This is a genomic window from Bartonella harrusi (assembly GCF_024297065.1).
Taxonomy (GTDB): Bacteria; Pseudomonadota; Alphaproteobacteria; order Rhizobiales; family Rhizobiaceae; genus Bartonella; species Bartonella harrusi.
Window position 1 is genome coordinate 233,225 of the sequence record NZ_CP101114.1, and the last position, 21,035, is coordinate 254,259.

Below are 21,035 nucleotides of genomic sequence, written 5' to 3' on the forward strand. Positions count from 1 at the left end.
GATGGGGAGTTAAAAGATGACACACAATCAGAGAACAAAAAGAACCGCTTTCTTTGGAGTTTCAGTCACAAGGAGCATGCTGAAGAAAACTTTGCTCGCGGGGCTTGGTTCTACTTTTCTCTTACAGGCACCAATAATTCAGGCACAGATTACTGTTGATCCTCACGTAGGTAGCGTACATCGTCCTAATATTGTAGAAGCCCCCAATGGGGTTCCCTCGATTGATATTGTCACCCCCAATGGCATGGGTTTATCACACAATAAATATCACGATTTTAATATCGGTCATCCAGGTGTTATTTTCAACAATCATACCAGTGAAGTTGGACAATCGCAGTTGGGGGGCATTATGCCGGGCAATCCGCATTTACGCTCTTCTGGTTGGGCAAAGGTGATTTTAAATGAAGTGACCAGCGGTAACCGCAGTGCCCTTGAAGGTCCAGCGGAGGTTTTTGGGCATCAAGCCGATGTGATTATAGCCAATCCCAATGGGATCAGTTGTAATGGCTGCGGCTTTATTAATACGCCTCGTGCAACCTTAACCACCGGTGTTCCCGAAATTGACGTGAGCGGTTTTCTGAAAGGATTTGCGGTCAAGGGAGGGGATATTAACTTTGGAGAAAAGGGTGCGAATTTTTTCTCTGGCAAGGGTTTGGTTGATATTGTCGATATTGTTTCACGCACAGTGCATTTTGAAGGACCTGTTGCGGGTCGAGAGATAGGGGTGAGTGCTGGGACGGGTCACTTTGATTATGCTTCTCGGCAAATGAAAGATCTCATGGATATTACCGGTAAACCGGAATATGCGATAGATGGTTCTGCGTTGGGCGCCTTACAGGGGGATCGCATTAAACTTGTTGCCACGGAAAATGGTGTAGGGGTTCGCATGCGTCATGATATGGCGGCGAATGTGGGGCAGTTGCAGCTTTCTGCGGATGGGAAAATTTCCTTGAAGAATGTTTTTGGTCATGGCGGTGTTGTCCTGAAATCAAAGAGCAAGAGCATTTTGGCAAAAAGCATTGCCTCGAAAAAGGATGTTGAGATTGCCGCAGCCAAGGATGTTACGTTAGAAAAAGTTGGAGCGGATGGTCATTTGAAAGCCGATGCGCAAGGTGGGGTTTTAACCATTTCAGGAAAAGCAACCTCTGCGGGCAATATGCATTTGTCATCACGGGGTGCTCTGAAAGTTTCTCAAGTTGGCTCTGGAGCGGATTTGACCTTTGCCACAGGGGGTGATCTCACCATTGATGGGATTGTTTTAGCACAAGGGGCTCTTAAAGCACAAGCTGGTGGCAATCTTCAGGCAGGTCTTTTCGCTGGTGGTGTTGATATGGAGGCAACGGGTGCTGCGGGTATTGTTGTTCTTGGTAGCAAAGGGGATGTTGCTCTTGAAAGTGTTAGAGGAAGCATTCATGCCGCCAATATTTATGGGGCAGGAGATGTGCGATTGGTTTCGCATGATGGGCTTTTTGTTTCGCAAACGATTCTTTCGCATCACGATGTATCCATTCATGGGCAACCAAACAGCAATGCTCCTGTTCATTTTGGGCAGCTTTTAGCCTATGGCAAAGCCAACATTGAGGGTGGAGTGGTTGATTTTTCCTCTTTAATGACGGGCGATGATGCCCTTTTAACGGTTGGAAGTTTGGCTGCTGGAACCGTTATGACAGCTGTTGATTTCGCACAATCGACCGAGGATGGGAAGATTGTTTTGCATGATAAAGGCTCTTTTGCGGTGACAGCGCGCGAAGGGATAAAAGTTGGGCAGATTGTGAGTGGTGAGAATATTGACCTTTTTGCTGGCAGCGACATTTATTATGATCATGTCATGGGCTATGGCACAGCAACCCTGACATCCGTGTCTGGAGGGATCAGTGTTGAAAATGAGCTGTCTGTTATGGGGGATGTGCGATTGACAGCCAAGACCCTTGATTTAAGCAATAATCGTTCGCATATTTGCACGCCGCAAACGCTGTTTTTGCAGGGGGATCATATTAATGTTTCAGGCAGCACGTTGACTTATGGGGGATTAGATTTTAACAGCACCAATGCTCTTGATATTCATCATGCTCTTTTACGAGCCATAAGGGATGAAGTGGGGACAGGAGATATTCTCTTTGTTGCTCCAGGCGTTATGGTGGATGAGAGCACATCGGTTTTAGCGGCGCGCGATTTTGTGATCAAAGCGGGGCGATTAGACAATAGCGGTCAATTGGCAGCGGGACAGGATTTAGCCTTTATGGTGAAGGGTGATGTCACCAACAGCAAAACGGGTTTAATCTATGCAGGGGGGCGTGGTGCCCTCAAAGTTGATGGTGCTTTGTTGAATGCTTTTGGCGCCATTATAGCCGAGGGAGATTTGCTATTCAGCAATGCAGAGGGCACGGGCAAGAGCCTTTCGCTTGTCAACAAAGCAGGTTTTATTCAAGCTGGTGGAAACTTGAATATCCAAACCACTACACTTAAAAATGAAGCTGATAGCACGCCGGTCATCACGGAAACATCGGAATATGCAAACATTGCCTTCGAAAAACCAGAGGGTGCTGATCGGCTCAGTGATGGAATGTTATATCAAGATGGACCTAACCTTTGGGGAAAGGGGCATGAACATCAAAGTCATACTGGGCCTTTTAAAGGGCACGTAAAAATCTTTTTGGATGTTCCTCTTTGGACGAGCAAAGAAGAAACTTATGGTACAGTAACCTTGGAAGATGGAACAGTTTATAAGGCATTTACTTGGGAATTTAAACCTGTCTATGATCAAAAGTCCGTAAAACAGTATTCTTGGAATGGTTCTCGGCGGAAGGCAGGATGGTTATGGTCAATAAACGAAAACTGGTCGCATATGACAAAGCAAACTGTCACGCAAGGGCTTTCGCATAAACCAACCGTGCAGGGGATGATACAGTCGAGCGGTGATCTCACCATTAACGCTGATAATATTGACAATCATTATAGTCTTATGAGTGCGGGTGGAAATGCCGATATCCATGCCGATGTGCTGACCAATTTAGGGGCAACAGCCTATAAAAATACGTATATGCATTGTAATGCCAATACAGACAATTGTTATGGCTATAAAGCTGATGGAAGCCGCGATGTTTCTTTAGACATAGCCAATGGCAAGAATCGCCAAATTAGCTCAGAAGCTCTTGATACGGTTTCTGGTCTTGTCCAAGCAGCGGGCACGTTGAATTTGGTGGTTGGGACGCTTAATAACACAGCGGCACAAGGTTCCATTACGGGGGATGCGCATTTTGAAGCCAAAGCCGTTGGAGGAAATCCACTGGATGCCTTAAATGGCTTAACTGCAAATGGCTTAACTGCGGCGGATGCTTTATTTATACCAAAAATCGCCTTGAATGGGACAACGGGTGTTTCCGATGGCAGTTCTTTGCCTGTACCAAAACCGCAATCGGGTGGAGTGGGTGGCACTTTGCCAAAACAAAATTTCCTTTATGAAACGCGGGCAGAATTCCTTGATGTTGGCAAGTTTTATGGCTCAGCCTATTATTTACATAGAATTGGTTACAATCCTGATCGGGAGATTTTTTTCTTAGGGGATGCTTATTTTGAAAAGCAATTGATTGAAAAACAAATGCGTGATCTTGTTGGTCAAGGTTTGGGTAAGGGCGCGTTTATTCCAGGCAAGGATAGCATTGAACAAGTCAAAAACTTGCTGGATGTGGGGGCAGAATATGCAAAAACACACAATCTTCCCTTTGGTGAGGCTTTAACAGCAGAACAATTGGCTTCATTAGAAAGCCCGATGGTGATCTATGTACAGCAAAAGGTAAAGGGTATGGATGTTTACGTACCCGTGCTTTACATTCCAGAAAAGGACAGAGCCTCCTTTGTTTCTGCTGGTGCCTTGATCATGGGGGATGATGTCAATATCACCAGCGAGAATACCAGCAATTCAAGGATTACCAATTCAGGGCGGATTGCGGCATCGCACAATTTATCTGTCAATGTTGGGGATATTCTTGCTCAAGGGGGGCATTTTGCTGCGGGTAATGATGCTGTTATGGTTGCAGAACACAATATTGGTTTTGCAGCAGGGCGCACAACGGTTGACGGTGTGGAGACTGTTTTAAACACGAAGGCGCTTTCTGCGGGGGGCAATGCGAGGGTGATTGCCAAACAAGATCTCACCGCTTCAGGAGTGGGGATCACCACAGGGGGTGATCTTGCCATGACCACAGAGCAGGGCAATTTGACGATAGGCACAGCCAAAACCCATCACCACACGGGGCGCAGTGATGCCACCATGCATCATAAATCGGAAGTTCAGTCTGGGGGGGCAACAACGCTTCTTTCTGGCAAGAAACTTAATGTTTTAGGTTCTGATGTTCAAGCAAAGGATGCACTTCACTTACAAGGCAAAGAGACCGTTTCGATTGATGCCACGCGCAACACTATGAACAATCAGAACGGCAGTGAAACATCCCATGTTGCCTTACATAATGGTTCTCATTTGCGTTCTGGACAAGAGACCATAGTTCTCTCTGGTCAAGATATTCACATAGCTGCTTCTGATATCGATGCCAAGGGCAATGTTGCTCTTGGTGCTCAAGGGGAGATCAGTATAGGGGTGAGAGAAGATGAGATGGAGTATCATCTTCATACCAACAATGCGAAAGCGGATATGCAAGCCTCTATTTCTCAGGGTTCTTTGATAAAATCGGCAGGGGATGTTAGTGTTGTTGCAGGGCAGGATGGCAAACAGCATGATCTCACCATCACGGGTAGTGATGTTGCCGCTGAGGGCAAGGTGGGGCTGAAAGCGAGTAACGATATTGTCATCACCAATGCAGAAGACAGCCTCCATTATGAGATGGAGTACCACAAAAAGGGAGGAACATTTAGCAGCAGCAAATCAGCGCACAACAAGATTGATGCGACAACAGTGGTAGGCTCAAGTGTTACAGGGGGTGAAGGGGTTGCCCTTGACTCTGGCAGAGATACCACCATCATCGGATCAACGCTTGTAGCTGGTAAAGTAGCTGGTAAACAAGAGAAAGCAGCAGATCAGGCAAAAGCGGAGATTTCCATTCATTCGGGTGGCAATATTACCATCAAAGGTGCAAAACAACAATTTGACCAGCAACAACAATCCTCGTCCAGCAGCTTTTTTCACGAGGAATCCTCAGAGAAATCTGAAGCGCACACCACAACGGTTGCTTCTGTTCTTGGCGCGACAGGCAATATTGACCTAGAAGCCCAAGGGAAAGGCAAAATTACGGCGTCTCATCTGGTGTCAAATCAAGATATCAATATGCGTGCGCAAGATGTGACGATTGATGGCATGACAGAGCACCATAGCAGCCATTCAGAAGAGCATAAATCTGGTTTTGGTGTGGGATCAGGAAGTGGCTTTGTGTCGATATACGGGAGTGAGGGAAAAACACAAAATGGAGAGCGTTTTGAATATCAAGGCTCTTCTTTAAATGCGGACGGAAATGTCAACATCATTGCTAGGGAAAAAGATGTGAACGTGGTCGGCTCTGATTTTAATGCGCAAGAAAATATTCATGTTTCGGCAGCCCGCAATATCAATGTTTTACCTGGTCACAATAGTCATAGCGCAAGTTCAAAGGAAGAACGCACAGGTTTTGGCTTTCAGTTTACCAAGAAGACCAGTGGTGCCTCTCTTGGTATTGGGATTGCCAGCACGAAAGACACGGGCGATCAATGGGAAACAACAGCAGTTCAATCGCATCTGATGGCAAAGAATGATGTGCAGATCAGTGCCGGCAATGATGTGAATTTACAAGCGACAAATGTTTCGGCAAATCGTGATGTCAACATTGATGCTGGCAATAATATCACGCTTTCGCAAAGCTATGATACCTCTAACGCAAAAGAAAGCCATGAAAAGTCTTTTGCCGGTGTTACAGCCTCTGTTAATATTGGTATTCTTGGCACCATACAGGATGTAAAGAATGCAGCAAAACGTTTTGACCATGGGGATACCAAACATAAAATTGGCAATGCCATTCTTGGCGGTCTAAAAGGCTATGATTTCTATGATAAAAGCCAAGGTTTTTATCATGGGATAAAGAATGGCTCCCCAAAAGGGGCTCTTGCCAATATCGCTGATGTTTCAGCCAATGTCTCCGTGGGCTTTCAGACTGAGAAAGCAAGTGCCTCTTCTCAGACATCAACCGCAGAAACCACAACAATAGAAGCAGGGCGTTCTGTCACGATGCAAGCCCATCAAGGCAACATCCATGGTGTTGGAACGGATATTATTGCCGGTACCAATCCACTTTATGCAACGGGTAGCGATACACAGAGTGGAAATATCAACTTGGCAGCAGGGAAAGATATCATCCTTGAAAGTGCCAAAAACACCCAAGACACACAAAGTCGCATGCAAAGTGCTTCGGTCAATGTTGGATACAGCTATGGTACGGGTGGTACAGGTTGGATGGGCAATGCCTCTTTTGGTAAAGGCAAGGGCTCCAGTGAACAGGTTCAGCAGAAGAACAGCCATGTCATTGGCACCGGCACGGTTCACACTTCCAGTGGCGCCAACACTACATTGAAGGGTGCCGTGGTTTCTGGGAATCGTGTAGAAATGGCAATTGGTGGGGATTTGACCATTGCCAGCATCAGTGATACGGGACATGCTACCAACGAGCAGAAATCTGTTTCTGTTGGGTTTGATAGTGCGAAGAGTACGGATACAGCTTCAACCAATGTTTCCTTACAAAAGGATCAATCCTCCAGTGAGTATAGCAGCGTTATAGAGCAGTCGGGGATTAGAGCGGGGACGGGTGGTTTTGAAATCACTGTAAAGGATAAAACAACCCTGACAGGGGGTCTCATTGCCAGCAGTGCACCGGCAGAAAACAACCGTTTGACCACCGGAAGTATTATTGCCACGGATATTGATAACCATGCTGAGGCAAAAGCCAACAGCCGTGGGATTAGCATTGCTATGGGTGGTGCAATGCAAAAAGGGACATATGGTGTTGCGAAAAATGTTGCCAAAAATATTTTAGATCATGCCAAAGCGCAAGATACAAAGGAAGGCGCAACCAAATCCGCTATTAGCAATGGCACTATCGTTATTACCGATGCAACGGGGCAGCAGGCATTGACAGGGCAAGGGGTTGAACAAACCATCGCCTCCCTCAACCGCGACACTGCGACAGCCCATCAAGCTGTACAACCGCTTGATGTCGCCAAGCTAGAACAGATCGTGCATGAAAACCGTGAAATGGCAACCCAATTGCTAGAAGAAGGGTTTAAATACAGTGATGAAGCTTATAAAACCATGTTTATCAAAAAGCACCCCATCTCTGTGGTGGCCCGTGATAAAAATGGCAAAATCATCTATAAAAAAGATGAAAATGGGCAATATATAAGAGACGCTCGTGGTCAACAAATTCCCGAAACGCGTCCTTTAACGGATGAGGATAAGCAGCATTTACAGAAAGGCGCTGATGGCAAAGTGCATATCTCTCTCAATGGGATTTTTACATCGCCTGAAGAGGCTGCTGTTTATGCGGTTCAGCATGCCAATAATCAAAATGATCCGATTTATTTTGTCAACTTTCCGCAAGCAGATTCGGCCATCTCAGAGCTGCTGGTCGCAGGCTATCAAAAGTTTCTAGAAAATGACTTTTGGGGTTTGAGCAATTCAACACAAGAAGCAAAAGATTTGATGTATGGCTACGGTAACAGCGGGTTGGAACTTTATGGCCATAGCCGTGGTGGCATGACAATTTATAACACGTTGAGTTCTTTAAAACATCAAGGCGTGCATGATATAGCAGAAAACACCAATATCAATCTTTATGCGCCAGCGGCTAATGCCGCAGCTACAGCCGGTCTGTTAGCTTATGTGAGCAATGGCAAACAAACAACAGTTGGCTTTGATGGGCATAAAGATGATTTTGTGAGCAGATGGATCGGAGGTAATGGCTATACCTTTGAGACAAAGCCTGCTGGCAGTAGTACTTGGAACGAAATGTCGAAAATGTTCAAAAATCCCATAAGTGTCCATACTTGTCTTGGAGATGCAAGTCCAAAATGCCAAAAGCTGTATGGCACATCCCATTTAGAACAAGTTCCTTCAAGAAAATCGTGGAGTAAAAAATGAAACAAATTTTAAAATTATTAAGTACTATAATTCTGTTGAGTATAGTGGGATGCCAGTTTAATAAACCTCCTCTAGGAGAGATAGCTGCGTGGGAGAAACCAGGAGCAGATTTTACTGAAGTAGCAAAAGCTTTGTTAGAATGTGGCATGCCAACACCTTATGATGTCGATCCGGAAAATAGAAAGCTCAGCTACAATGCATGGGCAACTATTGATGCTTGTATGGTTCAATCAGGGTTTCGTGATAAAGTAGGGGGTGGGACTTGGTGTGAGAATCACAAATCCGAGGACCTCCCCATCTGTCGTCCAGGTGCTGTTATTCCGCAGCGCAGTGTCAAGAGGCGCTTAAACAGCCCTTTTTGTAAACAGCATCCAGAACAATATGAATGTTATCCCTAAGTCTTGCTGATGATAATGAACAATCCTGCTCTTTTGGCGGGATTGTTTCTCTGGAGGCATCCTTTAACGGATGAGGAGAAACAGCATTTACAGAAAGGTGCTGATGGTCGGGTTCAGATCTCTTTCAATGGGATTTTTACACCGTCTGAAGAGGCCGCTGTTTATGCTGTTCAACATGCTAAAAATAAAAATGATCCAATTTATCTTGTTGAGTTTCCGCAAGCAGACTCGGCCATATCAGAGCTGCTGGTCGCAGGGTATCAAAAGTTTATGGAAAATGACTTTTGGGGTTTGAGCAATTCAACACAAGAAGCAAAAGATTTGATGTATGGCTACGGTAATAGCGGGTTGGAACTTTATGGCCATAGCCGTGGTGGCATGACAATTTATAACACGTTGAATTCTTTCAAACAAGAAGGCGTGCATGGTATAGCCGACAATACGCATATCAATTTCTATGGACCAGCCTTTAATGTTTCTGTTGCAGCCGGTCTGTTAGGTTATGTGAGTGATGGCAAACAAACCACGATTGGCTTTGATGGGAATAGATATGACTTTGTAAGCAGGGTGATTGGTGGCAATGGCTATACCTATGGGACAATGCCTGCTGGCAGCAACGTTTGGATGGAATGGTGGAGAGTGGTCACAAACCCCATAAGCTCCCATACTTGTCTTGGAGATGCAGGCAAAATGTGTGAAAAGCGTTACGGCACATCTCATCTAGAACAAAAACCTTGAATGAGATCATGGAGTAAAAAATGAAACAAATTTTAAAGTTATTAAGTACTATAATTCTGTTGAGTATAGTGGGATGTCAGTTTAATAAAACTCCCACATCATCTTTGGCGGCATGGAAGAAGCCAGGAGCAGATTTTACTGAAGTTGGAAAAGCCTTGTTAGAATGTGGCATGCCAACCCCTTATGATGTTTTTCCAGAAAATCAAAAGTTAAGTAACAATGCACTAGCAACAATTCATGCTTGCATGGTTCAATCAGGATTCCGTTATGAAGAAAGGGGGGGAGGATGGTGTGTAAATCATAAAGCCGAAAACCTTCCCATCTGTCGTCCAGGTGCTGTTATTCCGCAGCGCAGTGTCAAGAGGCGTTTAAACAGCCCTTTTTGTAAACAGCATCCAGAACAATATGAATGTTATCCCTAAGTCTTGCTGATGATAATGAACAATCCTGCTCTTTTGGCGGGATTGTTTCTCTGGAGGCATCCTTTAACGGATGAGGAGAAACAGCATTTACAGAAAGGTGCTGATGGTCGGGTTCAGATCTCTTTCAATGGGATTTTTACACCGTCTGAAGAGGCCGCTGTTTATGCTGTTCAACATGCTAAAAATAAAAATGATCCAATTTATCTTGTTGAGTTTCCGCAAGCAGACTCGGCCATATCAGAGCTGCTGGTCGCAGGGTATCAAAAGTTTATGGAAAATGACTTTTGGGGTTTGAGCAATTCAACACAAGAAGCAAAAGATTTGATGTATGGCTACGGTAATAGCGGGTTGGAACTTTATGGCCATAGCCGTGGTGGCATGACAATTTATAACACGTTGAATTCTTTCAAACAAGAAGGCGTGCATGGTATAGCCGACAATACGCATATCAATTTCTATGGACCAGCCTTTAATGTTTCTGTTGCAGCCGGTCTGTTAGGTTATGTGAGTGATGGCAAACAAACCACGATTGGCTTTGATGGGAATAGATATGACTTTGTAAGCAGGGTGATTGGTGGCAATGGCTATACCTATGGGACAATGCCTGCTGGCAGCAACGTTTGGATGGAATGGTGGAGAGTGGTCACAAACCCCATAAGCTCCCATACTTGTCTTGGAGATGCAGGCAAAATGTGTGAAAAGCGTTACGGCACATCTCATCTAGAACAAAAACCTTGAATGAGATCATGGAGTAAAAGATGAAACAACTTTTAAAATTATTAGGTGCGATAATTCTATTGAGTATAGTTGGGTGTCAGTTTAACAAACCTCCTACATCATCTTTGGCGATGTGGGAGAAACCAGGAGCAGATTTTACTGAAGTTGGAAAAGCATTGTTAGAATGTGGCATGCCAACCCCTTATGATGTTTTTCCAGAAAATCAAAAGTTAAGCTTAAATAAAAAGGCGCTCATTGATTCTTGCATGGTTCAATCAGGATTTCGCTATAAAGATGAAGTAGGAACGTGGTGTGAGAATGTTCAGGGGAAGGATCTTCCGGCTTGTCGTCCAGGTGCTGTTATTCCGCAGCGCAGTGTCAAGAGGCGCTTAAACAGCCCTTTTTGTAAAAAAAGTCCAGTACAACCTGAATGCAAGCCTTAATTTTTACTGGTGATAATGAACAATCCTGCTCTTATAGCGGGATTGTTTTCTTATTTCACCATCGCAATACACAAATATCAACAGGCTTACGAGCCATCTCACCGTAAAATAGATCCCTTAAAGGAGGGACAAAATGAAGAAAACTTTAAAACTATTGAGCTGCATAGCTCTCTTAAGTACGGCTGGATGTGTTAATTCAATTCCCTCACTTTCTCCAGAATTATGGAGAAAGAAAATACTTTTAGAATGTGGAGTACCGGATTTTGATAAGGTTGTGGCGCTAGATTTGAATCAATACGCCAGTATTGAAATGTGTATGGCGCAATCAGGTTTCCGCCCTAGCTTTCCAATACAAGGTTTTTGTGAGAATCACAAAGCCGAAAATCTTCCCATTTGTCGTCCAGGTGCTGTCATGCCTCAACGAAGTGTTGAGAGACGCTTAAAGAGCCCTTACTGTAAAAAGCATTCAGAACAATATGAATGCCAACCTTAACAGCATGCAAAGCGCTTCGGTCAATGTTGGATACAGCTACGGCACCGGTGGTGCGGGGGGAACAGGCAATGCTTCCTTTAGCCAAGGGGAAAGCTCCAGTAAAGAGCTTCAGCAGAAGAACAGCCATGTCATTGGCACCGGTACTGTTCACACTTCCAGTGGCGCCAACACCACATTGGCAGGCGCTGTAGTTTCTGGAAATCAGGTCAAAGTGGATGTGGGGGAAAGTTTGACCATTACCAGCCGCAGTGATAGTGGACAAACTTCCAACAAGCAGAAGACTGCTTCTGTTGGTTTTGGTGGGAGCAAAAGTTTTGATTCTGGCTCAACAAGCCTCTCCTCACAAAAGGATCAATCCTCCAGTGATTATAGCAGTGTTATAGAGCAATCGGGGATTAGAGCGGGTGATGGCGGTTTTGATATCAACGTTAAAGATAACACAACCCTGACAGGGGGTCTCATTTCCAGTACTGCACCAGCAGAAAACAACCGTTTGACCACTGGAAGCATCACGACCACGGACATTACCAACAGTGCCCATGCAAAAGCGAGCAGCCATGGGGTTAGTGTTTCTGGTGGTGGTGTTTTACAACAGGGGACATCTGGTATCCTAAAGAATCTTGCCAAAAATGCTTTAGGGCATGACAAAGTCAAGGACGCAGCGGAAGGGGAAACCAAATCGGCTATCAGTGAGGGCATCATTATCCTGACAGATGCAACCAACCAAAGAGCGATGGGGCAAGATGCAGGACAAATCATTGATGCCCTCAACCGCAACACCGCGGCAGCCCATCAAACCGTGGCACCGATAGATGTCTCCTCGCTTGAGGGGGCAGTGCATAATCGCTTAGATATGATCAATGATTTATTGGATGAAGGGTTTGGTTATTTTGGCAAAGTGCACGAAATTGCAAATGTCAAAAAGCATCCTGTGGGTGAGGTTTTGCATGATGAAAATGGCGACGTAGTCTATGCAACCAATGAAAATGGAGAACCTATAAAAGACAGCGATGGAGAATATATTGCTCTGTATCATTATTTAACACCTGAAGAAGAGCAGAACTTAAAAGCCGGTTCTGATGGCATCAGGCGTATGTTCTACAATGGCCTTTTTAACACACCAGATGACGCAGCGTATAATGCTGTCCACTTATCTGATAATGCGCATGAGCCGCTTTATTTTACATACCACCCACAAGCTGAAGACATGATCGTAGAGGTAGGATTAGCAATTTATGAGTATTTTGGGGGATGGAGTAATTCAAGCAAGAAGTTCCAAAATTTTGTGAAGCAATATGGCAATACGAAGACACGTGTGAGTGCGCATAGCCGTGGCGCTTTGACAGTGGGCAATGGATTGCGTGACTTTGAACGGCGTGGCATCCATGGTATCGCACAAGAAACAGATATCTATCTTTATGGACCAGCTGATAACGCTCAAGAGATGGTAAATGCACTATATTATGTAAGTGATGGCAAAAAAGATCATATTTATTTACAAAACCATATATTCGATCCCATTGGTATAGTGTTTGGTCATAATCCACCTACAACTTATAAGATACCTTTAAATCTAGATGCTTCACTTTTGAAGAAAGCTACAAAAAATCCTTTATATATGACGCAGTTTGTAGCAAACAGTTTATTGACTATAGCAACCTCTCCACTGAGAGAGCAAGGGAAAGCATTAGCGGGTTTCAAACCTAGCACCCATAGGTGTTATGGTAATGCGGATAAGGCGTGTGTAAGAGGTTATGGAACTCCTCATGATACAATAATTTATGCACCACATGCAATTTTAGATAATTCAGGTTTAGGTTATTTATGGAGGAAAAAATGAAATGGACTTTAAAATTGTTACTTGGGTTAGCGTTTTTAACTATCGCTGGATGTGACATTGAAAACATCGACAAACCTCCTCCAGGGTATGTGAATATGTGGGAGAAGGCAGGTGCGGATTCTACTGAAGTAGGAAAAGCCTTATTAGAATGTGGAATGCCGAGTCTTATCGATCCTGATTCAGAAAATAGAAAGCTGAGTAATAATGAGGATGCAACAATAGATGCTTGCATGGTTCAAGCAGGTTTCCATTATAAAGGGAGCGGTGACTGGTGTTATACTTTTAGAGAGGAAAACCTTCCCATTTGTCGTCCAGGTGCTGTCATCCCAAAACGAAGTGTCGAAAAGCGCTTAAACAGCCCTTTTTGTAAAAGGTATAAAAATGCACCTGAATGCAAACCCTAAGTCTTGCTGGTGATAATGAACAATCCTGCTCTTTTTGCTTTCGCTTTAAAGAGCGGGATTGTTTCTCTGAATGCATCCTTTAACAGATGCGGAGAAACAGCATTTACAGAAAGGCGCTGATGGTCGGGTTCATATCTCTCTCAATGGAATTTTTACATCACCTGAAGAGGCTGCTGTTTATGCGGTTCAACATGCCGACAATAAAAATGATCCGATTTATTTTGTCGAGTTTCCTGAAGCCAATTCTGCTATTTCAGAGTTGATGGTTGCGGGTTATCAGAAGTTTATGGAAAATAACTTTTGGGGTTTGACCAATTCAACACAAGAAGCAAAAGATTTGATATATGGCTATGGCAACAAGGGGTTGGAACTTTATGGACATAGTCGTGCTGGCATGACATTGTATAATACGCTGAATTCTTTAAAACAACAAGGTGTACAGGATAGAGCAGAGAACACAGAGATTAATCTTTATGGACCAGCTGCTAACGCCGAAGCTACGAGAGGTCTGTTAACTTATCTGAGAGGTGGCAAACAAACCACTATTGGCTTTGATGGGCATAGATATGACTTTGTAAGCAGAGTGATCGGTGGTAATGGCTATACTTACGAGACAATACCTGCTGGTAGTAATGCCTGGAAAGAATGGTGGAATATGTTCTCAAATCCCTATAACGTCCATACGTGCCTTGGAGATGCAGGTCCAAAATGTCGAAATACATATGGACTTTCCCATCGAGTACAAGTCCCTTTAAGGAATAAAAAATGAAACAAATCTTTAAATTATTGAGTTGCATAGCTTTATTAGTTATAACTGGGTGCCAGTTTAATAAACCTCCTGCAGGATACTTCACTGTGTGGGAAAAATCAGGAGCAGATCGGCTTGAGGTAAAAAAAGCACTTTTAGAATGTGGAATGCCAGCTCCTTATGATGTATTTCCGGAAAACAGAAATTTAAGCAACAATGGATGGGCAACCATAGAAGCTTGTATGATTCAAGCTGGTTTCCATGATAAATATGATAGGGGGGGGGGATGGTGTGGAAATCATAAAGCCGAAAACCTCCCGATTTGTCGTCCAGGTGCTGTTATTCCGCAGCGAAGTGTCAAGAGGCGCTTAAACAGCCCGTTTTGTAAACAGCATCCAGAACAATATGAATGTTATCCCTAAGTCTTACTGATGATGAGGAACAATCCTGCTCTTATGGCGGGATTGTTTCTCTGAACGCATCCTCTAACAGATGAGGATAAACAGCATTTACAGAAAGGCGCTGATGGCAAAGTGCATATCTCTCTCAATGGGATTTTTACATCGCCTGAAGAGGCTGCTGTTTATGCGGTTCAACATGCCAACAATCAAAATGATCCGATTTATGTTGTTGAGTTTCCGCAAGCAGATTCGGCCATATCAGAGTTGCTAGTTGCAGGGTATCAAAAGTTTTTGGAAAATAATTTTTGGGGTTTGAGCAATTCAACACAAGAAGCAAAAGATTTGATGTATGGCTACGGTAACAGCGGGTTGCGACCCTATGGCCATAGTCGTGGCGCTATGACATTGGGGAATATGCTTTATTCTTTCAAACAAGAAGGCGTGCATGGTATAGCCGACAATACGCATATCGATTTCTATGGACCAGCCTTTAATGTTTCTGTTGCAGCCGATCTGTTAGGTTATGTGAGTGATGGCAAACAAACCACGATTGGCTTTGATGGGAATAGATATGATTTTGTAAGCAGGGTGATTGGTGGCAATGGCTATACCTATGGGACAATGCCTGCTGGCAGCAACGTTTGGTTAGAATGGTGGAGAGTGGTCACAAACCCCATAAGCTCCCATACTTGTCTTGGAGATGCAGGTGATATGTGTGAAAAGCGTTACGGCACATCTCATCTAGAACAAAGACCTTGAATGAGATCATGGAGTAAAAGATGAAACAACTTTTAAAATTATTAAGTACCATAACTTTGTTGAGTATAGCAGGGTGCCAGTTTAACAAACCTCCTTCAGGATATTTAACTGCATGGGAAAAACCAGGAGCAGATTTTACTGAAGTTGGAAAAGCCTTGTTAGAATGTGGCATGCTAACCCCTTATGATAAGGATCCAGAAAATCAAAAATTAAGCGATAATGCATGGGCAACCATTGATGCTTGTATGGTTCAAGCAGGGTTTCGCTATAAAGATACAGAGGTGGGAACGTGGTGTGATGTTTTTAAAGAGAAAAACCTTCCCATTTGTCGTCCAGGTGCTGTTATTCCGCAGCGCAGTGTCAAGAGGCGCTTAAACAGCCCTTTTTGTAAACAGTATAAAAATAGTCGTAAATGCCAACCCTAAGTCTTACTGGTGATAAGGAACAATCCTGCTCTTTTTGCTTTTGCTTTAAAGAGCGGGATTGTTTCTCCAAACGCGTCCTATAACGGATGCGGAGAAACAGCATTTACAAGCCTTCTGATGGGGAAGTTCATATGTTCTACAATGGCATTTTTAACACACCAGATGAGGCAGCGCGTAATGCGGTCCAGTTAGCTGATAATGAGCATGAGCCACTTTATTTTACATACCACCCACAAGCTGAAGACATGATCGTAGAGGTAGGAGTAGCGATTTATGAGTATTTTGGGGGATGGAGTAATTCAAGCAAGAAGTTCCAAAATTTTGTGAAGCAATATGGCAATACGAAGACACGTGTGAGTGCGCATAGCCGTGGCGCTTTGACAGTGGGCAATGGATTGCGTGACTTTGAACGGCGTGGCATCCATGGTATCGCACAAGAAACAGATATCTATCTTTATGGACCAGCAGATAACTCTCTATCGATAGCAAATGCACAATATTATGTAAGTGATGGCAAAAAAGATCATATTTATTTACAAAACCATATATTCGATCCCATTGGTATAGTGTTTGGTCATAATCCACCTACAACTTATAAGATACCTTTAAATCTAGATGCTTCACTTTTGAAGAAAGCTATAAAAAATCCTTTATATATGACGCAGTTTGTAGCAAACAGTTTATTGACTATAGCAACCTCTCCACTGAGAGAGCAAGGGAAAGCATTAGCGGGTTTCAAACCTAGCACCCATAGGTGTTATGGTAATGCGAGTGATGCGTGTCAAAATAATTATGGGATACTTCATTCTATACCAATTTATGCACCACATGCAATTTTAGATAATTTAGGTTTAGGTTATTTATGGAGGAAAAAATGAAACGAACTTTAAAATTATTACTTGGGTTAGCGTTTTTAACTATCGCTGGATGTGACATTGAAAACATCGACAAACCTCCTCCAGGGTATGTGAATATGTGGGAGAAGGCAGGTGCGGATTCTACTGAAGTAGGAAAAGCCTTATTAGAATGTGGAATGCCGAGTCTTATTGATCCTGATTCAGAAAATAGAAAGAATAGTATTAATGCTAAAGCAACAACTTATGCTTGTATGGTTCAAGCAGGTTTCCATTATAAAGGAAGCGGTGACTGGTGTTATACTTTTAGAGAGGAAAACCTTCCCATTTGTCGTCCAGGTGCTGTCATCCCAAAACGAAGTGTCGAAAAGCGCTTAAACAGCCCTTTTTGTAAACAGTATAAAAACGCAGATGAATGCCAACCTTAATTTTTTCTGGTGATAATGAACAATCCTGCTCTTTTTGCTTTTGCTTGAAAGAGCGGGATTGTTGTTTCAACTGCTAATTTCCTACACTATCTATCAAGCAATATGATTGTAGGGAGTTCTTTTGAGTATAAGTTCATATTCTCATCCTATGATATTGCATTACAGGACAGATTTTGCACCCTTAAATTTGCGATAATTTGAGAAAGTCTTGTCCGTCCTTACGTGACAGTTTTTTATGCCACATCACTGAGATGTTGACGTTGCGTTTTGGCTTTTTCAATCACATTCAGCAGATCGGATTGTAACCAGCGCGATAAAGAACCAAATTTTAAGGATTTTGGTAAAGATCCATTGGTTACATGCCGACGGAATGTTGAAACGCTATGCAATAATTTTGCACTTTCACGGTCTGTAAGAAGAACATCATTTTCAGTCATAACTGATCCTTTCAATCTAAAAAATAGTAACAAGTCATAAGCGTTTGTTAACCATATTTTCTTAAATTGGAAAGTAAGTTTAATCATAAAAAACAGCACTTTATGATGTATTTTCTCATTTGATAATTTATGAGTCTTATTGAAACGGAATGAGAGAACGAAGAGAGAAAGTTATCCACAGATAATGAAATAAAAATGGGGTACAAGACTCCATCTTTTAAGATTTGCTCGTGACATAAGCCGCCCATTTATCCATATAAACACGGCGCTGCTCTAAATAGTCAGTACGACGGTAGGCACGCTCTACTTTACCCCCAACCGTATGACCTAGAATGGTTTCTGCGACCTCAAAAGGAGCATCAGTTGTTTCTGCGAGCCAATCTCGTAGACTAGAACGAAAACCATGCGGACAGGCATCAAGTTCAGTTTTTTTCATATATTGTGACATACAAGTTTCACCAAGGGGACCACGACCAGTTGCAGAGAAAAAGAAATCATTGCGAAAAAGCAAGTGTGCTTGTTTTAAAATTTCCAATGCTTCATTTGATAAAGGCATGCGAAACTCTGTTGTAGCATCACGCCTTCCTTTCATATTTTTAGCAGGGATGGTCCATATATTCCCATCAATTTGATCTTTATGGATATGACACAAGGGATTTGTACGAACCCCTGTCAGGATAAGCAGATGCAAAGCCAGTTGTGTTAGGGTTGTTGTTTTGCAGAGTGTTTTATAAAAAGCTGGTATCTCTTTCCAATCCATTGCTGGTCTATTTTTAACTTTATGGCGTTGTTTGCCTAACAAAGCTTTTGCTTTTTCTGTTGCTTGTAAATCAACATCCAAACCCAATGCAACCGCATGTTTGAGATAGAGATTAAGGCGGTTTAGTGCTTTATAGGCAGTCCCAGCTTTTGTATGCCAAATCGGTGCGAGTGTATTGCGTATCTTTGTTTGTGTAATCTCTGAAACCGGTAAGCAACCTCATTTGGGGAGAATATGAAGTTGTAAAGATGAAAACCAATCTCCATTTTTACCATCATTTTTGAGTTCAGCTTTACGGCTTTCAAAAGCATCGAGAGCGATATCTTTTAAGTAATGCAGATTACGCATCGCTTCACGCTTTTGTTTCTCACGTTCTTTAATGGGGTTACAAGCCTCACGTAAAACAGAACGCCACCCAGTTGCCAATTCACGGGCTTGTTTTAAAGAGACATCTCTTAAAGCACCCAAGCCCATTTCACGCCGCCGCCCGTGAATGGTATAGCGATAAAGCCATTGAGCATCCCCCATCTTTACACTTATGAAGGTGCAAGCTGGCACCATCATACTATTTACCGGCCCCCAATGTTGCGACAGCCCTTGGTATTGAGACGATTCATAAGAGGCATTTTTGTTCCTTTCTAAACGGTTTTCACCCCACACACCAACCCCACTTGTGACGTGCAAAGGGATGGTTTTGATTGATTCAAGATAAGGGGATTTGAGATGAGAGAATCTTACAATATTCGGGTCTCTCATTCAATATGAATAACGCTAAATTGTCTTTATAAATCAATACGTTGAATTGGATACCCTTTGTGCACGTCAGTTCCAGAATTCGCTCGCAGAGAGCTCTTTGGAGGAAATCAAACGAGCCATTGAAGGTCATGATTTCTTAAAGGACTATTACAAGGTTGGGGAGTCTTCAATTAAGTCTCGTGATGATCGTATCGCCTTTCAGCTTTCAGGTCTTGACCGCAGTATAGCAAGCATTAAGTCGATGGGGCGTATTTTGCTTTGTTGGGTTGATGAGGCAGAACCAAGAGGCGGCTGCCCGTTTAAGGACAGAATCGGATGTTTGTCGCGATAGTTTCACTATTACATCTTCTGATCCATTGTGTCGTGAAACTGTTGGCATGTTTATTAGACTTTTAAAGGTTTTTTCACAACAGGATTTAGAATCATTCAAAGGAGTATTAGAAGTGATTAGAGAAAAGAAAAGTAAAAAAAATGTTCGTGTTGCGGAGAAATGTTAGAAAATCCTATTCCTCTGCTTTTATTTGCAAGTTCACCACTTTCAAAATATAACTTAGATCAATATGTTATTGGTAATAAAAAAGTATATGAAGCCTTCTTTTAGTATATTTGTTTCAGAGAGATTCTCATCCATTTAGTTTGGAGCAGAAGAAAAACTTCTTTCTGATCATTTTCTCAAATTTGTATTGAAGAGGATATTCGTATTTGTTTTTTTATGCAGATAGTTTTAGCGTCATAACTTTTTTGTGTGTAAAATTGTTGGATATTTTTAGAGGCATAATATTTTATCGTTCTTAAAGCGTGAGGGATAAGAGTGTATAGCTATTATTCATAATAATGATAATAGAGATCGATTAACAATTTTTTATTTTTTACTTATCATAAATACCTTTTAATGACTCCTTGTATTAAAATTTTACTAAGTTGTAACAATTAATGGTATACTTTCTTTGAAGATACATTTACAACATATTCAAATTCAAATTTTGAATGCTTTAAAGACGTAAAAATTGTGTTATATAAGATGAAAAAAAATTATTGGACTGTTTTTTTTACCTGTTTTCTAGCACCATTTGTTATTGTGGGGTGTGCTACAAATCATTTTGGTGTTGGTAAAGTAAATGAAAATAAGAAGACGAAAACAGTAATGTATCCATTGACAGAGCGTCAATGCCTTATGCGTGCAATGTATTTTGAATCAAATCGTACAAGCTTTGAAGGGATGATTGCTGTTGGAACGGTTGTTATGAATCGTGTTAATTCAAGTGCTTATCCAAAAACAATTTGTGGTGTTGTTGGTCAATACAAACAATTTGCTCCTGGTGTTTTAACGCGTCCTATGACAGAACCTGCATCTGTTGCTCTTGCTAAAAAAGCAGCTGATGCTGTTTTGCGCGGTGAACGCGATAAGAAACTTAAAAATGCTAAGTTTTTTCATACAGCAGGTTTATCTTTTCCCTATAAAAATATGCGCTATGTTCGGGTTGCGGGAGGTAATGCTTTTTATGAAAAGCGTTCACGTAACGGATTGCTACAGGTTCCTTCTAACGATCGTCCTTATGATGTTGCTTATGCTTTTGTCCAAGAACGTTCTGGTAATGTAGCGAATATAATGCATGCAAGTTTGGCAAGTAAAGAAATAAAAACAGAAGAAAAGCATAATATATCTTCTTCGATAGAAGTCGCTCAGGTAAATAAAGTGCGTGAGACGTCTTTTGTTACAGTGCAACTTAATAAAGTTCCTATTCCTACATATGCGCCGCATCGTGTAGATCAAGAAGGGGAAAACAACACAATTGTAGCTTATGCTGTACCCTCATCAGATCAGTTAAATGCAATTGTTGCAATGTTAGAAAAACGATACATAAATAGATAGTTTTTCACAGCCAAAGTAAGGATATT

The 21,035-nt window shown here is 42.4% G+C and carries 18 protein-coding genes and 2 pseudogenes; 18 read left to right on the top strand and 2 right to left on the bottom strand.

The window, feature by feature from the left end:
- Positions 1-16: 16 nt before the first annotated feature.
- The 15 genes from NMK50_RS00985 to NMK50_RS01055 all read left to right on the top strand — a co-directional run bounded on the left by NMK50_RS00985 (position 17) and on the right by NMK50_RS01055 (position 17,183).
- Positions 17-8,113: a hemagglutinin repeat-containing protein gene (locus NMK50_RS00985; protein ID WP_254770535.1), complete on the top strand. Its 8,097-nt coding sequence runs from the start codon at positions 17-19 to the stop codon at positions 8,111-8,113.
- Positions 8,110-8,511: a hypothetical protein gene (locus NMK50_RS00990; RefSeq protein ID WP_254770536.1), complete on the top strand. Its 402-nt coding sequence runs from the start codon at positions 8,110-8,112 to the stop codon at positions 8,509-8,511. The genes NMK50_RS00985 and NMK50_RS00990 overlap by 4 nt, the downstream gene beginning before the upstream one ends.
- Positions 8,512-8,526: 15 nt before the next feature.
- A complete protein-coding gene (locus NMK50_RS00995) occupies positions 8,527-9,249 on the top strand; it encodes a filamentous hemagglutinin (RefSeq protein WP_254770537.1) in 723 nt (240 codons plus the stop codon).
- A 20-nt stretch (positions 9,250-9,269) separates the two neighbouring features.
- Entirely contained in the window at positions 9,270-9,671 is a 402-nt protein-coding gene (locus NMK50_RS01000; protein WP_254770538.1) for a hypothetical protein, read from the top strand.
- A 15-nt stretch (positions 9,672-9,686) separates the two neighbouring features.
- Complete coding sequence (locus tag NMK50_RS01005) at positions 9,687-10,409, top strand: filamentous hemagglutinin (RefSeq protein WP_254770537.1); 723 nt, start codon at positions 9,687-9,689, stop codon at positions 10,407-10,409.
- A gap of 20 nt (positions 10,410-10,429) precedes the next feature.
- A complete protein-coding gene (locus NMK50_RS01010) occupies positions 10,430-10,831 on the top strand; it encodes a hypothetical protein (protein ID WP_254770539.1) in 402 nt (133 codons plus the stop codon).
- Between the two features lie 133 nt (positions 10,832-10,964).
- Positions 10,965-11,324, top strand: a complete 360-nt coding sequence (locus NMK50_RS01015) for a hypothetical protein (RefSeq protein WP_254770540.1) — start codon at positions 10,965-10,967, stop codon at positions 11,322-11,324.
- Positions 11,308-13,164, top strand: a complete 1,857-nt coding sequence (locus NMK50_RS01020; protein ID WP_254770541.1) for a hemagglutinin repeat-containing protein — start codon at positions 11,308-11,310, stop codon at positions 13,162-13,164. Before NMK50_RS01015 ends, NMK50_RS01020 begins: the two co-directional genes overlap by 17 nt.
- Positions 13,161-13,568, top strand: a complete 408-nt coding sequence (locus NMK50_RS01025; protein WP_254770542.1) for a hypothetical protein — start codon at positions 13,161-13,163, stop codon at positions 13,566-13,568. The genes NMK50_RS01020 and NMK50_RS01025 overlap by 4 nt, the downstream gene beginning before the upstream one ends.
- Before the next feature lie 70 nt (positions 13,569-13,638).
- Positions 13,639-14,337 (top strand): filamentous hemagglutinin, encoded by a 699-nt coding sequence (locus NMK50_RS01030; RefSeq protein WP_254770543.1) that lies wholly within the window; start codon positions 13,639-13,641, stop codon positions 14,335-14,337.
- Entirely contained in the window at positions 14,334-14,738 is a 405-nt protein-coding gene (locus NMK50_RS01035) for a hypothetical protein (protein ID WP_254770544.1), read from the top strand. Before NMK50_RS01030 ends, NMK50_RS01035 begins: the two co-directional genes overlap by 4 nt.
- A 111-nt stretch (positions 14,739-14,849) precedes the next feature.
- A complete protein-coding gene (locus NMK50_RS01040) occupies positions 14,850-15,476 on the top strand; it encodes a filamentous hemagglutinin (RefSeq protein WP_254770545.1) in 627 nt (208 codons plus the stop codon).
- A gap of 20 nt (positions 15,477-15,496) precedes the next feature.
- Entirely contained in the window at positions 15,497-15,901 is a 405-nt protein-coding gene (locus NMK50_RS01045) for a hypothetical protein (protein WP_254770546.1), read from the top strand.
- 131 nt (positions 15,902-16,032) lie between these two features.
- Positions 16,033-16,779: a hypothetical protein gene (locus NMK50_RS01050; RefSeq protein ID WP_254770547.1), complete on the top strand. Its 747-nt coding sequence runs from the start codon at positions 16,033-16,035 to the stop codon at positions 16,777-16,779.
- Positions 16,776-17,183, top strand: coding sequence for a hypothetical protein (locus NMK50_RS01055; protein ID WP_254770548.1), 408 nt, complete (start codon positions 16,776-16,778; stop codon positions 17,181-17,183). The genes NMK50_RS01050 and NMK50_RS01055 overlap by 4 nt, the downstream gene beginning before the upstream one ends.
- 233 nt (positions 17,184-17,416) lie before the next feature.
- Here the strand turns inward: NMK50_RS01055 and NMK50_RS01060 are convergent, their stop codons facing one another.
- Complete coding sequence (locus NMK50_RS01060) at positions 17,417-17,620, bottom strand: helix-turn-helix transcriptional regulator (protein WP_254770524.1); 204 nt, start codon at positions 17,618-17,620, stop codon at positions 17,417-17,419.
- Between the two features lie 217 nt (positions 17,621-17,837).
- Positions 17,838-19,006 (bottom strand): annotated as a pseudogene (locus NMK50_RS01065) (tyrosine-type recombinase/integrase).
- Between the two features lie 185 nt (positions 19,007-19,191).
- Here NMK50_RS01065 and NMK50_RS01070 point away from each other — a divergent pair.
- The 3 genes and pseudogenes from NMK50_RS01070 to NMK50_RS01080 form a co-directional block, all read left to right on the top strand.
- A pseudogene (locus NMK50_RS01070) lies at positions 19,192-19,419 on the top strand (phage terminase large subunit); the annotation flags it as partial.
- Positions 19,406-19,633: a hypothetical protein gene (locus NMK50_RS01075; RefSeq protein ID WP_254770549.1), complete on the top strand. Its 228-nt coding sequence runs from the start codon at positions 19,406-19,408 to the stop codon at positions 19,631-19,633. The pseudogene NMK50_RS01070 and the gene NMK50_RS01075, both read left to right, overlap by 14 nt.
- 524 nt (positions 19,634-20,157) lie before the next feature.
- Positions 20,158-21,009: a cell wall hydrolase gene (locus NMK50_RS01080; RefSeq protein ID WP_254770550.1), complete on the top strand. Its 852-nt coding sequence runs from the start codon at positions 20,158-20,160 to the stop codon at positions 21,007-21,009.
- The last annotated feature ends 26 nt before the right edge of the window (positions 21,010-21,035 follow it).

Bases quoted from the DNA above. Each gene is read 5' to 3' on its own strand.
- NMK50_RS01030 (WP_254770543.1), top strand. From the start codon at position 13,639: ATGCATCCTTTAACAGATGCGGAGAAACAGCATTTACAGAAAGGCGCT.
- NMK50_RS00990 (WP_254770536.1), top strand. From the start codon at position 8,110: ATGAAACAAATTTTAAAATTATTAAGTACTATAATTCTGTTGAGTATA.
- NMK50_RS01045 (WP_254770546.1), top strand. From the start codon at position 15,497: ATGAAACAACTTTTAAAATTATTAAGTACCATAACTTTGTTGAGTATA.
- NMK50_RS01055 (WP_254770548.1), top strand. From the start codon at position 16,776: ATGAAACGAACTTTAAAATTATTACTTGGGTTAGCGTTTTTAACTATC.
- NMK50_RS01020 (WP_254770541.1), top strand. From the start codon at position 11,308: ATGAATGCCAACCTTAACAGCATGCAAAGCGCTTCGGTCAATGTTGGA.
- NMK50_RS01015 (WP_254770540.1), top strand. From the start codon at position 10,965: ATGAAGAAAACTTTAAAACTATTGAGCTGCATAGCTCTCTTAAGTACG.
- NMK50_RS00985 (WP_254770535.1), top strand. From the start codon at position 17: ATGACACACAATCAGAGAACAAAAAGAACCGCTTTCTTTGGAGTTTCA.
- NMK50_RS01005 (WP_254770537.1), top strand. From the start codon at position 9,687: ATGAACAATCCTGCTCTTTTGGCGGGATTGTTTCTCTGGAGGCATCCT.
- NMK50_RS00995 (WP_254770537.1), top strand. From the start codon at position 8,527: ATGAACAATCCTGCTCTTTTGGCGGGATTGTTTCTCTGGAGGCATCCT.
- NMK50_RS01060 (WP_254770524.1), bottom strand. From the start codon at position 17,620: ATGACTGAAAATGATGTTCTTCTTACAGACCGTGAAAGTGCAAAATTA.
- NMK50_RS01010 (WP_254770539.1), top strand. From the start codon at position 10,430: ATGAAACAACTTTTAAAATTATTAGGTGCGATAATTCTATTGAGTATA.
- NMK50_RS01000 (WP_254770538.1), top strand. From the start codon at position 9,270: ATGAAACAAATTTTAAAGTTATTAAGTACTATAATTCTGTTGAGTATA.
- NMK50_RS01035 (WP_254770544.1), top strand. From the start codon at position 14,334: ATGAAACAAATCTTTAAATTATTGAGTTGCATAGCTTTATTAGTTATA.
- NMK50_RS01050 (WP_254770547.1), top strand. From the start codon at position 16,033: ATGTTCTACAATGGCATTTTTAACACACCAGATGAGGCAGCGCGTAAT.
- NMK50_RS01080 (WP_254770550.1), top strand. From the start codon at position 20,158: ATGAAAAAAAATTATTGGACTGTTTTTTTTACCTGTTTTCTAGCACCA.
- NMK50_RS01075 (WP_254770549.1), top strand. From the start codon at position 19,406: ATGAGGCAGAACCAAGAGGCGGCTGCCCGTTTAAGGACAGAATCGGAT.
- NMK50_RS01025 (WP_254770542.1), top strand. From the start codon at position 13,161: ATGAAATGGACTTTAAAATTGTTACTTGGGTTAGCGTTTTTAACTATC.